The following is a 21350-nucleotide window of genomic DNA, read 5'->3' as shown; positions in this document are numbered from 1 at the left end:
TCCATCAGCCTAAAATGCCGGCTACACTACAGACAATTCCCAAAATCATCACAAAGATAATAGCTTTAAAAGATGTCATTCCCTTTCTATTTAATAATGTATACACCAATGCTACTAATAAAACCGGAATCAATGAAGGCATAATTTGATTTAAGATGTTTTGTAGTTCCATTTTAACTTCGCCGCTTTTAAAGACAAATGGTACATTGGCATTTACAACACTAGGTATCAAAGCTCCTACGACCGTAAGTCCTAAGATACTCGCAGCTTCTGTTACTCGATTCATCTTATCCCCAAGATTTTGAATTAATTTTGTCCCTTCACGATAACCGATACGAATAAATTGACCTCGCAAAGCAACACGGATACAACCCCAAATCAAATACATGATAATCCCGATAGGATTTCCTTCTAATGCCATATAAGAACCAATAGAGAAGAAGATCGTATTGGCAATCACACCGAATAAAGTATCCCCGATACCGGCAAGTGGTCCCATCAAACCAGTTTTGATGGCAGATACAGCTTCTAAAGCTTCAATTCCTTCTTTTTCTTCCATTGCGATATCTATACCGAGTATGATTTCCGCAAATTCCTGATGAGTATTAAAGAATTGTAAATGTGTATTCAGTGCTTTTTTCATATCCTCCTGCTCAGGATACAATTTTTTTAATACAGGTATCATAGAGAAACAATATCCCAAACCTTGCATCTTTTCATAATTCCATGCTGCCTCACCTAATAACAACCAGCGATATCTAACTTTTTTAATATCTTGTTTTGTAATTGGCTCATTCATCTTCATCAGCTCCTTCCATAACGGATGTTAATTCTTTTTCGCCACTTCTGCGATATGCCAATAATGCCAGAGCAGCACCGACTAAAGCAACTCCCAACATAGGAATACTCATGTATGCAGATAGAACAAAACCGATTATCAAATATGCTGTATATTTTTTGGTAGGAAGATATTTCAACAAGATAGCAATACCAACAACTGGTAATAATCCTCCGGCAACTTTTAAGCCATCACCTAACCAATCCGGGAAGTAAGCAACAAAATTTTGTACTAATTCACTGCCTAGCAATAAACATAAGAATACTGGTATTGCTCTTGAGAATCCCCAACAGAAGATACCAAGGACATTCATCCGTTCAATGCCTTTTATATTACCGCTTTCCATATAACGATCCGCACGGTGTTGAAAGAACGTATTCGCAAAACGAGCAAATACATCAAGCTGAACCAATAACATTCCAACCGGTACAGCCAAACCGATACCGAACTCCACACCTTTGCCACTGATCGTACCCAATGCCGTACCAATTAAAGCAGCAGACATGAAATCCGGAAGTGATGATCCCCCAAAATTAGAAACACCTAAAACCATCAATTGTAAGGTTGCCCCTACAGTGAGTCCAAAGCTCAGATTCCCCATGACCACACCGGCAAAACAGCCGGCAATTAAAGGTCTGTTTAAACCAAAATCCATATGAATCGCATCGTTTATAGCAATAAATGCATAAAGCGATAGCAATATAATTTGTAGAAAATTAATTTCCATTTCCTTTTTCTCCTTTACTCGTCTTCCATATTTTGTTTTGTTTTCAGTAATAACTCATTCACATTAATCACATTTTCTTTTGCAACGGAAATGAGATTGTCCACAATTTGTGATAATTCCCCATTTCTTTGTAAATACGCTTCCATAACAAGAGGCAGGCTGATGCCGGCTATTAAATAACTCTTTTTTGAACTGGAAAATAACTGCGTAATAGCACTGCGGCAAGGTGAACCGCTGTAGATATCTGCTAATACGAGCAATGGCATAGAATTTTGCCAATGGATACAGGTGTGAATTTTCTTTTCCAAATCTTCACTTGAATCATCCTCTTCAAGTGCGCAGTATGTTATATCCGGTTCCTCACCTAAAATCATTTTCATCGTCTGATGATACCCCTCTGCTAAAGCACCATGCGATAGTATCAGCATCTCGTACAAGTGCCTCTCTCCTTCCTGTTTATTCTTCATCATCTATTCGTTTGCGAACATTTACGATATCTTCTACAGCTGTTTTTTTCACGACAGCAGCCAATGTCTTTACATCATAATTTAAGCTTTCACGAATGGCACTAATCAACATTACCAGATTCATACCCGTAATAACCTCTACCTGTGGATATTGCAAGGATAATGCAGCTATGCGTGTTGTCGCCCCGGACAGCAAATCGGTTAAAATTAAGACAGCGGCGTGATGCGATATAAAGTTTTCTACTTTTTTGTGAACATCGTTTATATCATCATCCGCATAAAGTCCGATAACATGGACTTGCTGCTCAATTTTTATAAACATGGAGGCACTATCCAATAACTCTTTGCCGATGTTTCCATGTGTTACGATCAAGATCGTATTATCCTGTTCCATGTCTGACCTCACTTAGATCTATCAATTGTTCCTTTTCTGCAGGTATTTGACGAATTTCCAACTTAACACCTTTGTTCATGAGCCGCTGACAAATTTCAATATCTTCCTTGCGCAAAATCACAAAACGATTCAATACTATGGCTTCTTTATCTGATTTATTGCGGTAACCACCCACATTAATAGAGTGAATCGTAGGTAATATCTCATGAAGCTGCCAAGCATCACTGAAATTTTCAACGATGACCATCACGCGATCATCATTTTCTAAGGCATCTAATAAAGCATCTCGGCATGCAGCAAGTTCATAAAACAGCAGTTCAACATTTTTAGGCTTCGCTAAATTCAATGTGACTTTAGAAAATTCATCATTCTCCACTTCATCATTGATGATAAAAATTTTGTCAATATGATAAAAGGATGTCCAGCTTTGTGCAACCTGTCCATGCAACAGGCGATCATCTACACGCAATACTTTGATCATGTGCTACCTCCTTCGCTTTTCATATCACTACTTCGGAAAAGATCGTTTTCTCCATTTAAAATATAACGTTTCCACTATTATTTTAAGATAGATTAGGTTACAGCGATATGTAAATCGTTGCACCTATATTCGTGCAAATTTTATTATGACGCATGCTATGTTAGTAAAGACGTGTATACTTTTGATAAAGGTCATCGTTAATGTTTTGCTTTGCTAATCCGTTTAGACTGATAAAGACAGGTGGAGTTCCTCCTTTTTCAGCAATATATTGTGCTGTTAACACACTGATTGCCTGAACGATGAACGTATTCGCAATCGAGGAGGTTGGCATCATAGCAACATTACATCCTTCTACCGCTAAACAGGCATCACCTAATTCTCCGCAGTTATCAATCACAATATCCGCGATATCCATCAGCTTCTTACCGCTTTTTGCTCGTGATGTCGTTGCCGAAGAATGCTTGATGCTAGTAATCGCAATGACACGAGCACCTTTTTCTTTTGCACATTGTGCCAATTCAACCGGATATGCATTACGCCCCGAATTTGAAGCAATGACAAGAACATCATCTTTTGTAATATGGTAAAGTTCACAAAGAATCGCTGCATAGCCGGATAATTTTTCGATATAAGAACTTTTGGTAGGATGTTCCGTCATGGTCAATTCATTGGTAAGGATGGGTACCGTAAACGCTAACCCTCCGGCACGGCCATAAAATTCTTCACAAACCGTATGAGAATGCCCACTGCCACTGACAAAAAAGGTATGTCCATTTAGGAAGGCTTCTGCAATCCATTGCGCGCTTTGCTCAATGGCAGTTTGCTGCGTGGATTGAATTTTTTTGACGACCTGTATACCGGTTTCAAAAATTTTCTGATACATTCATTCATCTCCTTTCTGCCCTTATTGTAAGAAGAGAGCAATATTTTTCACATATAAAAAAATGCACGTTTTATGGTGCAGGAAAAAATGACAAAAAAATGCACCATGCATAGGTGCAGAATTATTTTGGATAAATGCGCATATAGCTTAAAATTATCTACTAATATGCCTTCGATATGAAAATTATGTAGGATCATCAACGTTTTTTCACTTATGGTGGGTGCAAATTCTCTCCTACTATGGCGCACTAACCTTTTTATGAATCAATTCGATTTACATAAAAAGGCCCTTGTTTTTCAAAATATAAACTTACAATTTTGATTATCAATATATGCCTTTAGAAGAATCAGGCAAATTCTCATAGTCTATTACGCAGATACCTACTATCTATTTTTATTTATTTACGTCTTTCTTTTCGTCTTAATAACGTTACTGTTTCCACATGAGGAGTATGTGGGAACATATCAATCGGTACTACTTTTTCCACATGATAACAACTCTGCAATACTGCCAAATTTTTCCCAAGCGTTGCTGCATTACAAGACACGTAGACGATTTCTTTAATTTTGCTGCGCAAGATGCATTCCAACATCGCATCATCCAATCCACTGCGCGGCGGATCGACAACCAATACGTCAATTGTACGCTTTTTCGATAAATAGACAAGCTTATTGGCCGCATCATCACACACAAAAGACACATGTGCACAGCCATTCTTTTTCGCATTGCGATTCGCATTTACAACAGCATCCTTAATGCTTTCAATGCCGATGATTTCTTTTGCTTTATCCTTAAGGTATAAAGAAATGGCACCGATTCCACTATAAGCTTCAACGATGAATTCATGATTGCCTGAAATCATGGACGCAATGGTGCGATATAGCTGAATTGCCTGTTTGGTGTTTAACTGAAAGAATGAACGAGGTGAAATTTCCAAATCCAAACCATCCAGATGCAAGGGCAATAATTTCTCCCCTGCCAGAAAAATCATTTTCGGACCAAAAATTTCCGGTGTTTTCTTAATCGTATGTATGCTTTGCCACAAGCTGTACATGCCCGGTAAGCGCATCAGCTTATCAATTGTCTGAGGCAACAATTCATCTTCTCCGGTAATGATCGTACATTGATAGCGATTGTCAAATCCTCGTACGACTAGATTACGAATCCCACTTTTCTGATGGTGATCATAGCCAAGATAGCCATCAGCGTTTAATATATCCATAATACGTGCGCGCATTTTTTCTAATTCATCTTCATGTACAAAACAACGGCGGATATCAATAAAATAATTTGAATTGGGCATAAACAATCCGCTTCCCAAACGCTTCTCTTCCATCGCGCAAGGCATCTTAAATTGATTGCGATAGCCAAATATATCTGCACTCGGTAAGACATTCTGTATTTTTCTTGGATTTACCTGTGCATATTTGATCAAAGACTGTTTCAACACATCTTTTTTATATTCCAATTGCCGTGGATAGCGAGCGATCATCAAAGGACAGCCTCCACAGATATGCTGCATACGACATTTCGGTTGTATACGGTCCTTACTTTTCTTTATAATGCGGTTTACTTCTCCAATGGCATAACGCTTTTTACGCTCTACCACACGAATATCAACCTCTTCATCAACCAATGCCCCTGCTACAAATACCGGCAATCGATCAATGTAGCCGATACCTTCCCCATTGATTCCCGTTTTTTTAATTACTACTTTCATATGTTTACCTCTATTTCTTATAGCTTTTCTTTTATTTTATCACTGATGGTTCGTGCCCAGTGAAAGATGCGTTCATTTTTCATTGGCAATTCTGCTTCACGACCATATGTTTCTTCCATCACCAAATTCAAACAGAATCCGAAGTATATGATACAGGAAATCAGATAAATTGCCAACAACAATGTGACAAGGGATGCCAATGGTCCGTACACGTCTTGATAAGATGTAAAATATTTTACAATTGTTACAAATAACGTGGCCAATCCCATAATACAAATCGTCGAAAACATTGCCCCCAATAACCCAAAGCTCCAATCATGACGGCGAAAACTCAATGCCCGATACATCATATAGAAGAACATCAGCATGATCAAAGAAGAAATCAGTGGGAGAAATTCTAAAAAGTTTGTCGCAATAAAAATGGCAGCTACAATAATAATTGCCAGATTGACAAAGAGTACGACTGATTTAATACGAATCGACCATTTTGGAACATCGACTTCTTCATGAGATGCGCTAATCAAAAGAAAAGAAAAAATACTGCGACTTGCCAGATAAAAGGAAACACACATCGTAACGATAAAGGATAAGATACTATAATCCTTACTCGTAAAAAACTGAAACAGCTGATTGATCGTTTCCAAGTTGCCATCCGGTATAAAATTCATGATAAAGTTGAGAATGATCGTATCATCAAGATAAGCGAATTTAAACATCAATGCAAATATCAGCAAAGATGGAGCCAGTGCTAATAAAAGAGAAAAAGAGAGCGAGTATTTAAAAAGGCTCCCTTCAAAGGAAGTGAATTCACGATACAAACATTTTATTTTGTACATAGCTCACACCTACTTTATCTCCTGCATATAGTGTACCACCTTTTTTGCGTCTTCACCAAGAACAAAATAATAATATTGCCCAATGCGCCCTTGCAATGCCGAATCTATTAGCGTATTCCCATCCATGAGTATCCCCGCATAGCGCTGCTTCAAATCTTCTTTATGTTCTTGAATAGCTTTTTTCAGCATGGTATCTGCCTGGGGTTTGGCTAAAAACAGGGCTACCTCACTCAATTGTGCCGGAATAAGTGCCTGTTGAACACGGCAATCCTTGATTTGTGTCATATCCATATGATATTGCTTCTCTACTTCCTGTAAGCTTAGCGCTTCATCCTGTAACAATCCCATCTTCCAATGACCATCCGCAATCTCTTCATTTATTTCCTCTATGACTTTTTCCATATCTATATTCCCATCTTCAAAACTTCCTGGTTTTGTACACGCGCATAGAACAAAAAGACAAAGCCATAAACAAATGATCTTTTTCATATGCATCCCTCCTGCTTCAGTATATGAAATCAGGTTTTTATCCATACCTTTCAAGGGATGACGCTTTCTTATTGCGCTTTCGTTTTTAACAAAAAAAGAAGCTGAACATGTCAGCTTAATCGTTAACGGCCCATTCTGGAACATCGTTTCCTCTGCGAATCAATACCGCTTTTTGGAACTCTGTCTGATTCAGGAACTCTAAAATATCATGTTCCTCTTCTTCATTACAGCCAATCAATAATTTTACTTCACAATCCTTTTTCAGGATATCGGCACTGATAACAACCGCCTGTACCAGATTGCTTTTTTCACTGCCCTTAAATACATCAATCGGTGCTTGATCAGAACCTGTTGTATCATTTAAATATCCATAATCAACAGGGTAAATCATATTGCTATACTTGTAATGACAAGTGTTGCGTGGGCGGTCAATGACCAGTTTGCTTGATAGATACAAGGTATCTAATTTTTGCCAGAAAAAGGCATTATTCTCAAATGAACTCATAGTCGTCCTCCTATTTAAAATGTAACTATAACTTTATCTCTGGTAATATCCTGAATGCTCTTGCAACCGGACATTGCCATTGCTTCTTTTAATTCAAGCTGAATCTTTTCCATATAAATGCGGATACCTTCTGCCATGCCGCCGATCACTGCTTGTGATGCAGGGCGGCCAATCAGAACACCGTCAGCTCCTAATGCCAATGCTTTAAAGACATCATTACCGCTACGGAATGCACCATCCACAAAGACTTTCATACGTCCATCCACAACGTTTACGATTTCTTCCAACATTTCAATACCACTTGGACTATCGTCTAAAACACGTCCACCATGATTTGAAACGATGATTCCATCTGCCCCAGCTGCCAAAGCTTTGCGCGCTCCCGCTACGCTGAGAATGCCTTTTAAAATAAAGGGCACCTTGCACATGGCTTTTATTTCCTTTAAATCCTCTACGCTTTTAAAACCAACGGGCGTCACACTGTTTCGCAAGTTAGAAAGACCACTGGCATCAATATCGGAAGCAATGGCCAATGCATTTCCTTCATTTGCCAGTTCAATGCGCCATTTCATATGCTCATATTGCCATGGTTTGATGGTCGGGATACCATATCCATTGTGTTGTTTTACAATTTCCATTGGTCCTTTAAACATTTCATCATGCATACCATCACCGGTGAATGCTAATGTATTTGCCTGCAGACAACCCTCAACCAGTTCTCTGGTATAATCATCATCACGCATCTTAGCGCCATAATTTTGTTCAATACCGCTGATTGGTGCTGCATACACCGGTAAAGCTACCGGATGTCCGAAAAAATCGGAAGCTGTATCAATTTCTTCATTGGAAGTAATTGTATCCATCTGAATCAAAATCTTTTTCAGCATTTCACTATTTCGCACAAAGGCGCTGCCACTGCCCTTTCCGCCGGGACCCGGAGTTTCACCGCGACAGGCTCTGCCATCACAAACAGGACAGCATCGACATTTGGCACACTGTGATTTTGCGTTTGCATAAACCTCATTCCATGTCTTCATCTTCACACATCACTTTCTAAAATCAAAAAGGATCTCATTACGTATTCTTATATATTATACTGGTGATGAAAGAAATTATCAATAGTTTTAGAAAATTTTCACAGTTTCTTTCATTTCATATCATCTAAAATGCGTATCTTTCTTATTGCACACTATTTCATACCCTCTAAATCGTTCTTAGCGACCCACTCCCAAAATCGATCCGGTTGAAATTGGGTGTAGCCTTTTTGCGCATCCGCAACTTCGCCATTCTTGATGTAATAATAATGCGGTGTCTGATCCGGACGATCCAGATATGCCTTTAACTTATCCACATCCTCATTTAGATGCTCTACTGTATCATCTCGCATGATCGTATCATAAATGACCAAGTTATGATCGTTTATGGTATCCTTAAGCATTTCTAGCATAGCTTCACAATATTCACATTGCTTACGGGTTACCAACAAGACAAAGCTTTGCTTTTTCTGTATTTTTGCGATGGCATCATCCACACCAATTTCTATAACCTTGCTTTCAGAATTGGTTTTTTTCGATGTTGTGCTGACACATCCTGTCATCACCAAGGCGAAGGTAAACAAACATATGATAACTTTTTTCATATCATCACCTCAATTACATATAAATGGAAACCCCATTATAACAAAAATCAATTCCCTCTTGCAATCTTTTCCATAATTTCACATAGAATATTACAAATAGTTACATCATCTTCCAAGGAATAACATTTTTCCTTTAATCTTTTGCATCCTGCTGCTTTGGATAAAGGAAAAAGATGCAATCTGTTTTTTTGATTACATCTTTCATATTGCTTTCTTATTTCTTTTTCATACGTAATATCCGCATCGAATTTAAGACAGCAAGCAAGGTGACACCAACATCCGCAAAAACGCCCATCCACATATTGGCAATACCAAGAGCTGCCAGTACTAATACAATTCCTTTAACACCCAAAGAGAAAACGATATTTTGCCATAGTACATACATCGTTTTACGGGCAATCCGAATTGCTTCACTTAAAGCAAGTGGATCATCTTTCATTAACACGATATCCGCTGCTTCTATGGCTGCATCACTTCCGATACCACCCATAGCAACACCGACATCCGCACGGGCCAACACAGGCGCATCATTCATACCATCACCGACAAATGCCAGTTTATGTTTGGCATCCTCTTGTTGCAGCAATTCCTCAACTCGTGCTACTTTATCCGCTGGCAACAATTGCATATGCACTTCATCCAATGCTAATTCTTTTGCCACATGTTCGCCAACTTCTTTGCGATCTCCACTTAACATGATACAGCGTTTGACCCCATTTCGTTTTAGTTCCTGAATTGCTTGTTTACTTGTTTCTTTCATTTCATCATTGATCAGCACATAGCCAAGATACACATTTTCTTTCGCTATGTGAATGATGGTGCCCGGTGTCGGACATGGAACGGTCGATATGCCATGTGTCCGCATCAGTTTCTCATTACCTAACAATACCTTCTCTCCATGAATGGTAACCTGTATGCCGTTACCGGCAACTTCTTCATAATGTTCTAGACAAGATGCATCTATCGTTTTTCCATAAGCTTCTTTGATAGACAGGGCAATAGGATGAGAAGAATGATATTCACCATATGCCGCCAGTTGCAGCAATGCTTCTTTACTGCCTTGCTGTGCATCGACCTTTACAACGCGAAAAACACCTTTGGTCAGCGTTCCCGTCTTATCAAATACCACAGTATCAATATTCTGCAATGCTTCTAAATAATTACCACCTTTTATCAAGATTCCCTGTTTACTGGCAGCACCGATTCCAGCAAATAAGCCTAATGGAATGGATACTACTAATGCGCAAGGACAAGAGACAACCAGAAATGTCAAAGCACTTTCCAGCATATCCATAACATGAATTTGATTGCTAAACAAAGGAGGCAATATCGCCAAAGCAACTGCTAAAGCAACAACACTTGGTGTATAGACTCTGGCAAATTTGGTGATGAATTTCTCCATTGGTGCTTTTTTACTGCTGGCATTTTCCACTAGCTCTAAAATACGAGATACCGTTGATTCCCCATATGGTTTGGTAACCTTCATGGTCAATACACCACTTAAATTGACAACCCCAGCCAACACTTCATCATCTATATGGACATCGCGAGGCATACTTTCTCCGGTTAATGCTGACGTGTCCAACGCACTGCTTCCTTTTATAATTATCCCATCCAATGGTACGCGTTCTCCCGGTTTCACAAGGATGAGCTCACCGATTTTGACATCTTCCGGTGTTTTTTTGATTTCCTGCTCTCCATCAAGCACATTTGCATAATCGGCGCGAATATTCATTAAGGAAGATATGGATTTTCGAGAACGATTTACGGCATAGGATTGAAACATCTCACCGATTTCATAAAAAATCATAACCGCAACAGCTTCTTCATAATCCTGTATCGCAAAGGCGCCAATGGTTGCTATACTCATCAAAAAATTTTCATCAAACACTTCACCTTTTAACACATTACGCATAGCTGTGATAACAACTTTACCACCGGCAAACACAAAGGCTGCCAGAAAAATCCATACGCTATAAGCTGTTTCATGAAAGAAAAGTCCTACAAGAAAAAGGAAAATTCCACTATACAGTTGAGCATTGTTGCGAAAAGAAAACATACTATATTGGGGTTCCATTTCTTGCACCTTTTTTTCTTTTTCCACAAGAACGCCATCTTCTAAGGTTGGTATTACCTCCATGATTTTCATCAGCGTTTCTTCTTTTTTCATCTTATCTTTCATCTGAACAAATAAGATCCCATTTGAAAAGTTCAAGCTGGCATCAGCTACATTTTCCATGCCCGCTACATGGCGTTCTATTTTGGCCGCACAGTTTGCACAATCTAACCCTGTAAGATACAACTTGTCTGCCCCTTGCAGTTCCCGTACTTCTTCTACATGTGCATGTGTACAAGAACAACCATCATGATCATGATGATGTTCATGTTCCTCGTCATGAGAATGTGCATGTTCGCAACAGCTGTCTTCCTGTGCATGTACATGTTTCTGCGATTTATTTTCCATCGATTTCTTTTGCTTAACTTCACGTGGTACAACCTCAGGTTCAATGCTTGTCACTGTAGAAAGGATTGCTTCCTCTATTGTCGCATCTTCATACTCTACATATAACTTCTTTGTGACAAAATCCACATTGGTCTCTTGTACCCCCTTAACTTTTGCTACTTGTCGCTCTATTTTCATTGCGCAATTTGCACAATCCAAGCCTTCTAAGACATAAATCTTCTGCATTCTCTCTACCTCCTTTATTTACGACGCGCGATTAGACAATACCCCTTGTCTTTCCCCATTGTTAATAGGGATTCCTTTGTAAAACCATTACTTTCCATGCTCTGTAGGATCGTTTCTTTTTCATAACAATGAAACATGGGAAACAGCCTTCGTTTGCGTTTCAGCCAGGATGCTGAATAAAAAGCAATCACACAAATGCTGTCAGGTTTTCCACAGCGATATAGTTCCTGAAACCCTTGATCCAGACTTTCCCAAAAATATATCGTATTGATACTATATTGATACGCAAACATTTCATCTTGAAACGGCAGTTCTTCGACCTTTCCATATACTAGTTCCGTGCCTTGCAAAGCTTTATCCTGCCGGGCTTTTTTAATCATTGTTTCACTGATCTCTACTCCATAGTATGTGCCAGAATGAAGACGCAATGCTTTTTTAAGTACTTGCGCATTACCAAAGCCAACATCTAAAATCGTTCTTGCTTCTGTAGTTTGCAGATGCATGAGTACCATATCATACATCTTATGATTCATAAGATTCATTACTTTAGTTGCTAACCTGCCACATATGCCATTGGGATGGGCGAATTGTTTTCCAATTGTATTTAGCATTAATGTTCTAAGATATGCGCTAAACCTGCATCATAGATTTGTTGGATATGTGCATCATCTAAAGAATAGAAAACATTTTTCCCGCTTCTGCGATATTTAATTAAACGATTCTGCCGTAAGACCGATAGCTGATGTGATACTGCGGAATGTGTCATATCTAAAAGAAAAGCAATATCACAAACACAAAGCTCTTCTTTAAATAACATACCTAATATCTTTAATCTGGTGGGATCCGCAAACATTTTAAACAAGGCAGATAATTCATTCCCCGTTTCCACACTCAGCATGTCCGCTTTGATTCTGGCAATGGCATCTTCATGGATTTGCCGTTCTTCACATTCTAGTTTTTCTTTTGCCATCACATGCATCCTCAACTTTCTAACATATGAACAATTGTTCATATGTTTTGCAAACCTATTATATGTCATTTTTCTATGCTTGTAAACACTTTTTATGAAAATTGAAGGAGTTCGATGAATCGAAAAGACTTCTTTCTCATCCTTCCATTGCTTCGTGATGGATAAAAAAAGAAGTAGAACATCACAAGCAGAGCGTGAATGATTATCCTACTTCCTGTTTTTTACCATAATATTATATAACGTTTTTTCTGCATTCAACCAGTTTACTTTAAGGTTGCCAGTTCGTTCGCATACGCTTTGGCTTTCTTTTGATCGTTTAATCTTTCATACACCTGCTGTTTCAGTTCTAATAGAAAACATAATGTATTTTCATTCGTCGATTGTTCTGTATATGCTTGGCGTATGATAGGCTCCATCGAGTCTAATTTCTGCAAGATCCAACGCTTGGTTTGGGTACTGTTAATATCATCATAATACTTTACGCTATTTGCGTATTGTTCATCCGTGATCAAAGCCAACTGCAAGAGGCGCAAACAATCTTCTTCGCGCTCTTTTTGATAGCGGGGAAAGATCACATCCAATTCTTTTTGATAGGTTGGAAATGATGAATAAAACAATCCTATCAAATACTTATACATATCTGTATATTCATTATCCCAAACAGTATCGCCTTTTAATAATTTCTCTTTGTTTTGAAAATAGCTGATTTGCAATGGTTGTCCGTTTTCTATCTTTCGCTTTACAAGCTGCTTTATTGCTATGTGTGGTGCTTCCAGCATAAATTGTTCTTTACCATCACGATATGCAATTACTACCTTGATACGATTACTCATGTGTCGATTAGCGACATCAAACAGGCTTCTGCCCTTCATCTTCCAGACATGTGGTGTTTGCATAATATCCTGCATGAGATCATCTTGAAATACTTGATTTAAAGGATAACGACCCATCACTTTGATAGTTTCTTTGTCTTGCTGATAAGCAAAGACAGAAATTGTCAGATCATGGATAGTTCCATCCACTTTTTTCAACAATGTTATTTGATAATCATCATATGTATAAAAATAATCGTATGCAATATCAAACAATTCCCCTTTGACGATATGATCATTCGCATAAAAAGTCTTAAGCAATCGCTGTTCCTTTTTACTTAGATCTGTTATCTCATAGGAAGATAGATGATCATGAAAGAAGTATTGTACTCCCCATATAAGAAGCAATAGACTACATAGTAAGCTGCCAATGACCATCAGCCATTTCCGTATTTTCATAAGAATCCTTTCATTATTTGCTTATACCTTCTCTATTCAAGAATGATTTTTAAAATACCAAATTGTCCGCATAATGCCATATGCAGCTAATTCTAATTTTTCGGGTGCATTTTCTAAAGCTTGTTGAAACGTCATGGCACGATCGGCAATGCTATAAATACCAACAAAGCCTAACTCATATAGATCCATATAACCAATGCCTAAGGCTCCACTGATACAAATAATTGGCTTATCATGTTTTTTGGCCACTTTCAAAATACCAGCCGGCACTTTGCCATACATCGTCTGACGATCACTTTGTCCTTCTCCGGTGATGACCAGATCACAATCTTGTATCTGATCTTCAATGTCACTATAACTCATTAACAACTCAATACCGGGCATCATCTTCGCCTGCAAAATGCCTATCAATACAGCACCAATTCCTCCGGCAGCTCCACCGCCTTCAAAAGTATCAATATCCACATGGGTATAACGATAAAGCTGATCGCGATAATTCTGCATCGCCATATCCACCTTTTTGATTTGATTAGGAAAAAAGCCCTTTTGTTTCCCAAAAACATAAGTTGCCCCATTTTCCCCCAACAAATGATTTTTCACATCACAAGCCGCAATCAATTCAATACCTTCTAATTTATTTAAACGATTCAAATCAATATAACGAATCTTTTCCAGATTCATCGCTTGCGGAGATAAATATTTATGATTCATATCATAGAAACGCGCGCCTAAGCTTTGTAACAGCCCCATACCGCCATCATTGGTAGCACTGCCTCCCAAGCCGATGATGATTTTTTTACAGCCTTTTGCTACAGCATCCAAAATAACCGTGCCGACACCGAAACTACTGCCAAAAAATGGTGCTCTGCGCTCTCTTTCATGCATATTCAAGCCGATAATATTCGCCACTTCAATCACCGCACAACGGCCATCTTCAATGATGGTATACTCGCTCATGATTTTTTTACCATACGCATCACTGGTCTGTACCGGCTGTTTTATGCCATGACAGGTTTCATGAAAAGCCGCAACCGTGCCTTCTCCCCCATCACCAATCACGTAGGATACCGTTTCAATAGAGGTATCCAGACGGTGGATACCTTTTTCAATTTGTGTGGCTACCTGTCGTGAAGTCATACATCCTTTGTAGGAATCACAGGCAATTACTATCTTCATCTAATCACTCCTATGAACGCGCAAGTATTCTTTCGTTAATTTTACCACAGTTTTATATAAAAGCACTAGTGAAATCAGATTTGGTATGGCCATAAGACCATTTAAGGTATCTGCGACTTCCCAAACAAAGCCCAGTTCCATACCACAGCCATATATTAGCAAAACAAGAAAGAGCAGTGAATAGCAAACAATCATAATACGTGTTTTGAATAAATAATGAAGACAGGTGATTGCATAGTAGTACCATCCTAAGATCGAAGGTAAAGCAAAGGATATGATGGCAATGGCAAACAGCATACCACCAAAAGAACCAAACCCTTCTTCAAAGCAAGCTACGGTCAAGGCAACACCTTCCAGACTTTGGCCCCATGCATCACTGGATAAAACGACAAGACCTGTCAATGTACAGACGATAATCGTATCAAAGAATACTTCAAATATGCCCCAAAAGCCCTGTTCCACTGCATTCACATTTACAACAGCGGCATGTGATAAGGGAGAGCTTCCCATACCGGCCTCATTAGAAAATACGCCGCGCGATATGCCATAATGCATTGCCCGGGAAATGGCAAAGCCACTGATACCTCCGGCCGCGCTCATGAAATCAAAGGCATCATCAAAGATGAGCGTGAAGACATGTGGTAATTCATCCATATGCAGAAGCAGTAAATAGATACAAGCCAGCACATAGCCAATCGAAATGATGGGAATGATTATTTCATTAAAACGCATAATTCCTTTCGCCTTGCCTAGCATGATGATGCCGATGATCAATGCCAATACAATACCGATAAGCATAGGGGAAAGAGGCAGATACGTTTGCAAGGTGTGGGCAATCGTATTAGCCGGTGTCAGATTACCTATCCCAAAAGAGGCAAACACACAAAATACAGCAAATAAAACACCAAAAAATCGCAGATGCAAGCCATGTTCCAGCGTCGTCATCGGACCTCCGATATAACTGCCGTCTTCACTTCTTTCACGATAGTGAATTGCCAAGACAATCTCTGCATACTTGCTCATCATACCGGGGATGGCACTGATGAGCATCCAAAATAAGGCACCTGGTCCTCCCATGGTCAAAGCAGTGGTAACCCCTACGACACTGCCAACACCCAATGTACCGGCTAAAGCTGTCGATACTGCTTGAAAAGGTGTAATACCTTCTTGGGCATTGGTTTTCTTTAAAGCCCCAAGGGTCTTATGAAATATCAGTTTGATCTTACGAAAAGGTAAAAAATTTGTCACGATCATCAGCCATATACCTGTAAACAATAAAAAGAAAATCATATATTTGCCCCAGACAAAGCCATTCAGCACTTGATTGATGTACATAAGCTTGTTCATAGCCACACCTCACCTATGCTATAGTGTATTCCTTTGTGAAACGAAAAATGATGACGTGATGGCAGCTTACGACCTTTTTATGCTATGCATATCCCTGTTTCTTTCTTGAAAATGATTTGCTTATCCTGCATCAGATAGATAGTACTCTGTGCTTCTTTGATAAAAGATGCATTTACTGCCCACTTGATGAAAAATAGGCGTATAATGATGTTGAAAAAAGGAGGCATTTTTATGAGAGTGTTATGTATTTTAACGGATGGTTATGAAGAATTAGAAGCTGTAGGAACCATTGCTTTATTAAGAAGAGCAGGAATTGACATGGATATCAGTGCCGTATCCGCAAAAGAAGCATGCGGACGTTTCCATATCACGATGAGCAATCTGTTAGATCTGGATACGATCGATCCGAATGCATATGACGTTTTGTTCTTCCCTGGAGGACCACATTATCAGAAATTAGAAGCCAATGATAACGTCATGGCTATTTTAAAAGCCTTCATGGATGCAGATAAAGTTGTTGCCGCTATTTGTGCAGCACCGACCATATTAGGCCGTCAAGGGTATTTAAAAGGTAAAAACTACACCTGCTTTACTAGCATGAATGAAGATTTCAATGGCACGTATGTAGATCAATATACCGTAACGGATGGCAATCTGATCACCGGAAGAAGTGCAGCAGCTGTAATTGACTTTGCGTTTGCTATCATTGAAAAGCTAGCAGGTAAAGAAAAGGCCGAAGCAGTAAAAAACGAAATCTATTATTATTAAAAGACTTTCATTATCCTAAATAAAAAGCATATGTGATTGCTGTCAAATGACGCTAGCCATATGCTTTTTTCCTATTTACAAGTAACTTCTTCCGTTTTACAAATCATCATTTGACAGGGATTCCATTCATCCCATAATGGTAATACCTCTACATCCACAAAATTAAGCGAACGATAAAAGGCATAGGTTTTTAAATAATATTCATCTTTCGCCTCAGGTGCCAATGTTTTCACCTGAAGATAATAATAACCATGCGTCTTTGCATAGGCCACTACCGCTTGCATCATGGTGTTGCCAATTCCCTGACGATGATAGGTCGGCAAAATCCCGAGCACATACAGTTCTAAAGTTTTCTCGCTCGTTGGCTTTAAGGTGATAAAACCAATCAGCTTTGTTTCCTCAAAACAACCAAGGACAGTAAGCTTTTGACTTTCTACTACATAACTTTCTAAAGAATTCGGAAGACCAAACCAATCAGGTAACGCTAATAAGATAGTTTTGATATCCGCCTTTTCATCCATGTTTAATAAACGTATTTCTCGCATTTTTTTCATTCCTTTCAATAAACATAAAAAAACAGCACTCCTTGTGCCGCAAGCATAAAAATCCTAACGGCAAGGACAAAATTAGGTAACATAAAAATGGATGATTCATCCTTATGCCCTATTCTCGTTATCCATTTACCGTTGCCGACAGCAGAAATATCCACCATCGAAAATATCGCCTCCAAATTAGCTTATCGCTTTGTTTTATTAAGTTTACCATATAGAAAAAGAAAACACAAATTACGAAATCAGCTGGGTTATCATGGTTATCCTTTAAAATAGGATATAAATTATAAAAAAAGTTATGTAGGACACTCACAAGTGAAACGAACTGTGCTATAATAAACAAGCTAAGAAGAAAGAAGGTGTTGTATATGTCTCCAGAGCCGGAAAGCCCATGTCAAAATAAGATAAGAAAACACATAACAGGAGGCAGTATACAAACCAGCCTCCTGTAAAAAGGAGGTACGTATGATTGAATTTTACAAAACTTTTGGCACGATGACCAAAAAAATCGACAAACCAGAAAAAGGATGCTGGATCAGCGCTATTGCGCCTACCCAAGAAGAATGTGATTATTTAATTCAAGAAATTGGTGTTCTCCCTGAATTCGTCAAAGCGAGTTTGGATGAAGAAGAAAGTTCTCATATCGATCATGATGAAGACGAAGGACAAACGCTTGTCATTGTCGATTATCCTAATGCTGATGAAGATGAAAATACAGATGAAAATACATTGCTTTATACAACCTTACCACTTGGTGTTATCATTATGAAGGGTTGTATCGTAACAATCTCTTTATATGATAATCTCAATATCGAAGATATGGCAAAAGGTCGTATTAAAGGGATGAATACAGATCTTAAAACGCGTTTCTTATTATTGCTGCTGTTGAAGATTTCACAGCGTTTCCTAATCTATCTGCGTCAGATTGATCGCGTATCTTCAAGAACAGAACGTAATCTTCACCAATCTATGAAAAATAAAGAATTGATTCAAATGTTGGGCTTAGAAAAATCTCTTGTTTACTTCTCGACTTCTTTAAAATCAGATGAAGTTACGCTCAATAAGATCATGCGTGGAAAGCTGATCAAACTATATGAAGAAGATCAGGACATCCTAGAAGATGTGATGATTGAAATCCATCAGGCAATCGAGATGTGTAATATTTATTCCGGTATTCTATCAGGAACGATGGATGCCTTCGCTTCCGTCATCTCTAATAACCTAAATATTGTTATGAAAGTATTAACCGTTATTACCATCGTCATGGCGATACCAAACATTATCTTCAGTTTTTATGGTATGAATGTAGAAGGTTTGCCAATTCCACAATGGTGGTTCCCTACCTTAGTCGCCATTATTGCCTGTGTAATTGCCACCTTTATCTTTAAGAAAAAAGATATGTTCCATTAAACATACGCCCATAGTCAGCTATGGGATTTTTTATGCGACATCTTAAGATATCTTAAGCCATCTATGGATATAAAATCATATATGCTACAATAAAGCGCAAGGGGGAATCAAATTATGGAAAATCAACAACATACGACACACATTCTGCGACGCATTGTTGTAGGCTTATGCTTAACGATGTTTACGGTGCAATTTGCTTATCTGGATGTTTTTTTACCATTGATCGGTATAGGCCTTATGACCTACCATCTATGGACATTACATAGACACAATGCATACTTTCAGCATGCCTTTTTCAGCGAGATTGGATTGGCCATTCTCTTTCTAATACAAACAAGCTTAGCTGCTACTCCTTATATGGATGGTATCTTACTGCTATCCATCGTATCCATCGCGTTACAAGTATATTTTATCCAACAGTTTTCAAAGGCGATAGAATCACTTTATATCGATGCGCAGCTAACACAACGCTACCCTATGAAGAACGTACGGATTGCTTTTCTGCTCTATATCCTTTTCGTATTACTAAGTTATTTCTTTCTTCTATTTGGAATTATTGCCATCATCATAGGATTGGGATTGCTTATTTATATAGCATATCAGCTGTTTCACTCCATTCATCAATTATTGAACGCCGATATCCAAATAGAAACAGAACAACCTCATGTATCCTTTTTCGCCATCGCTCTTATTTACACAAGCGTTCTCGCCATTGGGGTGTATGGAATGACCAAAATGTTTATGACCTATGAAACCGTGTCCTATGAAGAAGTAACACCAGCTTCTACCCAAGTACAAAAAGCGCTAATCAAGAAAGGCATGCCACAAGCTATTGCTGCAGAATTATGCAATGAAGATGCCCTTGTTCTGAATACGGCAACGAACTTCAAAGTAAAAACCACAAAAATCCATTATGATGAGCTGCCTGCATTTCCTTTCACCAGTGTGACTGCTAGAAGTACGGATGGTGCGATCATGATCTTAGGATTCATCGATTGGAAACAATTGCCAACGACACATACTGCCATGATGAAAGCACAATTGACGATGCAAAAACTGGAAGAAGATAACACCATGGTTAAGTATGTACAGCTCTATCAAGAGAACAAACACCATTATGCCAGTGAAATTTATGATGATGAATCCTTCTCTTTCAAAAAAGGAAACAAACGTAAGAGTTATTTTATCATGCAATACGACTCGCCCTATCAGGAAAAGTGCCTATTGCATATAGACATCCTATATCGCAATGATGCATTCGTTTATCCTTACCGTGAGTTCACTACGTATCAAGCAGGAAACAGTTTCCCAGATGCTTTGGTACAAACCTATCCCTCCTACGGAGTTTCCCACATCACGTTTGATACAGAAATTAACGTTGATGGAAAAACCTATTCAAAAGATACGCATGAACAAAACGATGATTTATAAATAACTTTAGATAAAAAATACCTACTGCCATATTGGTTACACAGTAGGTATTTTTCTTATCTTTTTATTTAGCCGCATCCAGCATCGTACTGTCTTCTCCACACAATGCTTCAAAGTCTTTTGTAAAGACATCAACAGCAATTCTTGCGGCATCTACTTTAATCAAGCCTTCAATAACATCCGGAGCAATCGTACTAGCTCCTAACCCATACTTCGCCAATTCCAGCACCTGTTGGGAATTTTTAAAGCTTGCGGCTAGTAATTCTGTTTTTAAACCGGCCTTCTTCAGCATATCATGAATATCTTTAGCAACCTGAATACCATTGCTGCCAAGATTATCAATACGATTGACATATGGTGCTACATAGGCAGCACCGGCTTTCCCTGCCAAATATCCCTGCATTTGATTATAAATAGCTGTTCCTGTTACATTTGCACCTTCTTTGGCCAACAGACGAATTGCCTTTAAGCCTTCCGGTATCACCGGCACTTTAATAAAGGTATTTTCCCCAAGCACTTCCTGAATCTTATGCGCCTCTACCACCATATCCTCTGCTTTGGCGGAAATGACTTGTACATGTAAATCCGCATCTTTCCCAATGAAAGCACGAATTTCTTTCAATACCTCAAATGGATTGCGTCCAGTCTTTTTCAAAATGGTAGGATTGCAAGTGACCCCATCTACTGGATATACCTCATAAATCTTTTTAATCTCCTTAAGATCTGCGTTATCTACTAAAATTTTCATGTTATTTTCT

General features: G+C 38.6%; 23 protein-coding genes. 3 read left to right on the top strand and 20 right to left on the bottom strand.

Features of this window, described 5'->3' with window-relative positions:
- Positions 1-4: 4 nt before the first annotated feature.
- The 18 genes from KJS44_RS03740 to KJS44_RS03655 all read right to left on the bottom strand — a co-directional run bounded on the left by KJS44_RS03740 (position 5) and on the right by KJS44_RS03655 (position 16432).
- On the bottom strand, positions 5-799 hold the full coding sequence (locus KJS44_RS03740; protein ID WP_008689560.1) for a PTS system mannose/fructose/sorbose family transporter subunit IID: 795 nt from the start codon (positions 797-799) through the stop codon (positions 5-7).
- Positions 792-1565, bottom strand: coding sequence for a PTS mannose/fructose/sorbose/N-acetylgalactosamine transporter subunit IIC (locus KJS44_RS03735; RefSeq protein WP_008689562.1), 774 nt, complete (start codon positions 1563-1565; stop codon positions 792-794). The genes KJS44_RS03740 and KJS44_RS03735 overlap by 8 nt, the downstream gene beginning before the upstream one ends.
- Before the next feature lie 14 nt (positions 1566-1579).
- Complete coding sequence (locus tag KJS44_RS03730; protein ID WP_008689564.1) at positions 1580-1993, bottom strand: PTS sugar transporter subunit IIA; 414 nt, start codon at positions 1991-1993, stop codon at positions 1580-1582.
- 28 nt (positions 1994-2021) lie between these two features.
- The gene (locus KJS44_RS03725; RefSeq protein WP_008689567.1) at positions 2022-2426 is read right to left on the bottom strand and encodes a PTS sugar transporter subunit IIA; all 405 of its coding nucleotides are present in this window, start codon (positions 2424-2426) and stop codon (positions 2022-2024) included.
- Positions 2413-2907, bottom strand: coding sequence for a PTS sugar transporter subunit IIB (locus tag KJS44_RS03720; protein WP_008689568.1), 495 nt, complete (start codon positions 2905-2907; stop codon positions 2413-2415). Before KJS44_RS03720 ends, KJS44_RS03725 begins: the two co-directional genes overlap by 14 nt.
- 160 nt (positions 2908-3067) lie before the next feature.
- On the bottom strand, positions 3068-3790 hold the full coding sequence (locus tag KJS44_RS03715; RefSeq protein ID WP_008689570.1) for a sugar isomerase domain-containing protein: 723 nt from the start codon (positions 3788-3790) through the stop codon (positions 3068-3070).
- Between the two features lie 397 nt (positions 3791-4187).
- Positions 4188-5510 carry a 23S rRNA (uracil(1939)-C(5))-methyltransferase RlmD gene (rlmD, locus tag KJS44_RS03710; RefSeq protein ID WP_008689573.1) on the bottom strand — a complete coding sequence of 441 codons (1323 nt, stop codon included), beginning with the start codon at positions 5508-5510 and terminating at the stop codon, positions 4188-4190.
- Between the two features lie 17 nt (positions 5511-5527).
- Complete coding sequence (locus KJS44_RS03705) at positions 5528-6346, bottom strand: YihY/virulence factor BrkB family protein (RefSeq protein ID WP_008689575.1); 819 nt, start codon at positions 6344-6346, stop codon at positions 5528-5530.
- A gap of 9 nt (positions 6347-6355) precedes the next feature.
- On the bottom strand, positions 6356-6835 hold the full coding sequence (locus tag KJS44_RS03700; RefSeq protein ID WP_026006697.1) for a DUF4358 domain-containing protein: 480 nt from the start codon (positions 6833-6835) through the stop codon (positions 6356-6358).
- A 115-nt stretch (positions 6836-6950) separates the two neighbouring features.
- The gene (locus KJS44_RS03695) at positions 6951-7340 is read right to left on the bottom strand and encodes an inorganic diphosphatase (RefSeq protein ID WP_008689579.1); all 390 of its coding nucleotides are present in this window, start codon (positions 7338-7340) and stop codon (positions 6951-6953) included.
- Positions 7341-7354: 14 nt separating this feature from the next.
- On the bottom strand, positions 7355-8377 hold the full coding sequence (locus KJS44_RS03690; RefSeq protein ID WP_008689580.1) for an alpha-hydroxy-acid oxidizing protein: 1023 nt from the start codon (positions 8375-8377) through the stop codon (positions 7355-7357).
- 152 nt (positions 8378-8529) lie between these two features.
- Positions 8530-8979 (bottom strand): hypothetical protein, encoded by a 450-nt coding sequence (locus KJS44_RS03685; RefSeq protein ID WP_008689582.1) that lies wholly within the window; start codon positions 8977-8979, stop codon positions 8530-8532.
- 214 nt (positions 8980-9193) lie between these two features.
- Positions 9194-11668, bottom strand: coding sequence for a heavy metal translocating P-type ATPase (locus KJS44_RS03680; RefSeq protein ID WP_008689584.1), 2475 nt, complete (start codon positions 11666-11668; stop codon positions 9194-9196).
- Positions 11669-11682: 14 nt separating this feature from the next.
- Positions 11683-12279, bottom strand: coding sequence for a class I SAM-dependent methyltransferase (locus KJS44_RS03675; RefSeq protein ID WP_008689586.1), 597 nt, complete (start codon positions 12277-12279; stop codon positions 11683-11685).
- Positions 12279-12638 (bottom strand): ArsR/SmtB family transcription factor, encoded by a 360-nt coding sequence (locus tag KJS44_RS03670; protein ID WP_008689587.1) that lies wholly within the window; start codon positions 12636-12638, stop codon positions 12279-12281. The genes KJS44_RS03675 and KJS44_RS03670 overlap by 1 nt, the downstream gene beginning before the upstream one ends.
- A gap of 263 nt (positions 12639-12901) precedes the next feature.
- Entirely contained in the window at positions 12902-13909 is a 1008-nt protein-coding gene (locus tag KJS44_RS03665) for a hypothetical protein (RefSeq protein WP_008689589.1), read from the bottom strand.
- A gap of 36 nt (positions 13910-13945) precedes the next feature.
- Positions 13946-15085, bottom strand: a complete 1140-nt coding sequence (locus tag KJS44_RS03660) for a glycerate kinase family protein (RefSeq protein WP_008689591.1) — start codon at positions 15083-15085, stop codon at positions 13946-13948.
- Entirely contained in the window at positions 15086-16432 is a 1347-nt protein-coding gene (locus KJS44_RS03655) for an alanine/glycine:cation symporter family protein (RefSeq protein WP_008689593.1), read from the bottom strand.
- A 231-nt stretch (positions 16433-16663) separates the two neighbouring features.
- Between KJS44_RS03655 and KJS44_RS03650 the strand changes: the two genes are divergently transcribed.
- Positions 16664-17200 carry a DJ-1/PfpI family protein gene (locus tag KJS44_RS03650; RefSeq protein ID WP_008689595.1) on the top strand — a complete coding sequence of 179 codons (537 nt, stop codon included), beginning with the start codon at positions 16664-16666 and terminating at the stop codon, positions 17198-17200.
- A 71-nt stretch (positions 17201-17271) separates the two neighbouring features.
- Here the strand turns inward: KJS44_RS03650 and KJS44_RS03645 are convergent, their stop codons facing one another.
- Entirely contained in the window at positions 17272-17745 is a 474-nt protein-coding gene (locus KJS44_RS03645) for a GNAT family N-acetyltransferase (RefSeq protein WP_008689597.1), read from the bottom strand.
- A gap of 471 nt (positions 17746-18216) precedes the next feature.
- Here KJS44_RS03645 and KJS44_RS03640 point away from each other — a divergent pair, with 471 nt between their 5' ends.
- Positions 18217-19161 (top strand): magnesium transporter CorA family protein, encoded by a 945-nt coding sequence (locus KJS44_RS03640; RefSeq protein WP_008689599.1) that lies wholly within the window; start codon positions 18217-18219, stop codon positions 19159-19161.
- Between the two features lie 114 nt (positions 19162-19275).
- Positions 19276-20592, top strand: a complete 1317-nt coding sequence (locus KJS44_RS03635; protein WP_008689600.1) for a hypothetical protein — start codon at positions 19276-19278, stop codon at positions 20590-20592.
- 64 nt (positions 20593-20656) lie between these two features.
- On the opposite strand, the gene KJS44_RS03630 is transcribed toward KJS44_RS03635, so the two are convergent.
- Positions 20657-21340 (bottom strand): transaldolase family protein, encoded by a 684-nt coding sequence (locus tag KJS44_RS03630; protein ID WP_008689601.1) that lies wholly within the window; start codon positions 21338-21340, stop codon positions 20657-20659.
- Between the last annotated feature and the right edge of the window lie 10 nt (positions 21341-21350).

It is taken from the genome of Longicatena caecimuris, from assembly GCF_018406465.1.
Taxonomy (GTDB): domain Bacteria; phylum Bacillota_I; class Bacilli_A; order Erysipelotrichales; family Erysipelotrichaceae; genus Longicatena; species Longicatena caecimuris.
This window is presented reverse-complemented; position numbering and strand designations above follow the sequence as displayed.

Coding starts and splice junctions, on each gene's coding strand:
- KJS44_RS03740 (WP_008689560.1), bottom strand. CDS start 799: ATGAATGAGCCAATTACAAAACAAGATATTAAAAAAGTTAGATATCGC.
- KJS44_RS03735 (WP_008689562.1), bottom strand. CDS start 1,565: ATGGAAATTAATTTTCTACAAATTATATTGCTATCGCTTTATGCATTT.
- KJS44_RS03730 (WP_008689564.1), bottom strand. CDS start 1,993: ATGCTGATACTATCGCATGGTGCTTTAGCAGAGGGGTATCATCAGACG.
- KJS44_RS03725 (WP_008689567.1), bottom strand. CDS start 2,426: ATGGAACAGGATAATACGATCTTGATCGTAACACATGGAAACATCGGC.
- KJS44_RS03720 (WP_008689568.1), bottom strand. CDS start 2,907: ATGATCAAAGTATTGCGTGTAGATGATCGCCTGTTGCATGGACAGGTT.
- KJS44_RS03715 (WP_008689570.1), bottom strand. CDS start 3,790: ATGTATCAGAAAATTTTTGAAACCGGTATACAGGTCGTCAAAAAAATT.
- rlmD (WP_008689573.1), bottom strand. CDS start 5,510: ATGAAAGTAGTAATTAAAAAAACGGGAATCAATGGGGAAGGTATCGGC.
- KJS44_RS03705 (WP_008689575.1), bottom strand. CDS start 6,346: ATGTACAAAATAAAATGTTTGTATCGTGAATTCACTTCCTTTGAAGGG.
- KJS44_RS03700 (WP_026006697.1), bottom strand. CDS start 6,835: ATGAAAAAGATCATTTGTTTATGGCTTTGTCTTTTTGTTCTATGCGCG.
- KJS44_RS03695 (WP_008689579.1), bottom strand. CDS start 7,340: ATGAGTTCATTTGAGAATAATGCCTTTTTCTGGCAAAAATTAGATACC.
- KJS44_RS03690 (WP_008689580.1), bottom strand. CDS start 8,377: ATGAAGACATGGAATGAGGTTTATGCAAACGCAAAATCACAGTGTGCC.
- KJS44_RS03685 (WP_008689582.1), bottom strand. CDS start 8,979: ATGAAAAAAGTTATCATATGTTTGTTTACCTTCGCCTTGGTGATGACA.
- KJS44_RS03680 (WP_008689584.1), bottom strand. CDS start 11,668: ATGCAGAAGATTTATGTCTTAGAAGGCTTGGATTGTGCAAATTGCGCA.
- KJS44_RS03675 (WP_008689586.1), bottom strand. CDS start 12,279: ATGCTAAATACAATTGGAAAACAATTCGCCCATCCCAATGGCATATGT.
- KJS44_RS03670 (WP_008689587.1), bottom strand. CDS start 12,638: ATGGCAAAAGAAAAACTAGAATGTGAAGAACGGCAAATCCATGAAGAT.
- KJS44_RS03665 (WP_008689589.1), bottom strand. CDS start 13,909: ATGAAAATACGGAAATGGCTGATGGTCATTGGCAGCTTACTATGTAGT.
- KJS44_RS03660 (WP_008689591.1), bottom strand. CDS start 15,085: ATGAAGATAGTAATTGCCTGTGATTCCTACAAAGGATGTATGACTTCA.
- KJS44_RS03655 (WP_008689593.1), bottom strand. CDS start 16,432: ATGAACAAGCTTATGTACATCAATCAAGTGCTGAATGGCTTTGTCTGG.
- KJS44_RS03650 (WP_008689595.1), top strand. CDS start 16,664: ATGAGAGTGTTATGTATTTTAACGGATGGTTATGAAGAATTAGAAGCT.
- KJS44_RS03645 (WP_008689597.1), bottom strand. CDS start 17,745: ATGCGAGAAATACGTTTATTAAACATGGATGAAAAGGCGGATATCAAA.
- KJS44_RS03640 (WP_008689599.1), top strand. CDS start 18,217: ATGATTGAATTTTACAAAACTTTTGGCACGATGACCAAAAAAATCGAC.
- KJS44_RS03635 (WP_008689600.1), top strand. CDS start 19,276: ATGGAAAATCAACAACATACGACACACATTCTGCGACGCATTGTTGTA.
- KJS44_RS03630 (WP_008689601.1), bottom strand. CDS start 21,340: ATGAAAATTTTAGTAGATAACGCAGATCTTAAGGAGATTAAAAAGATT.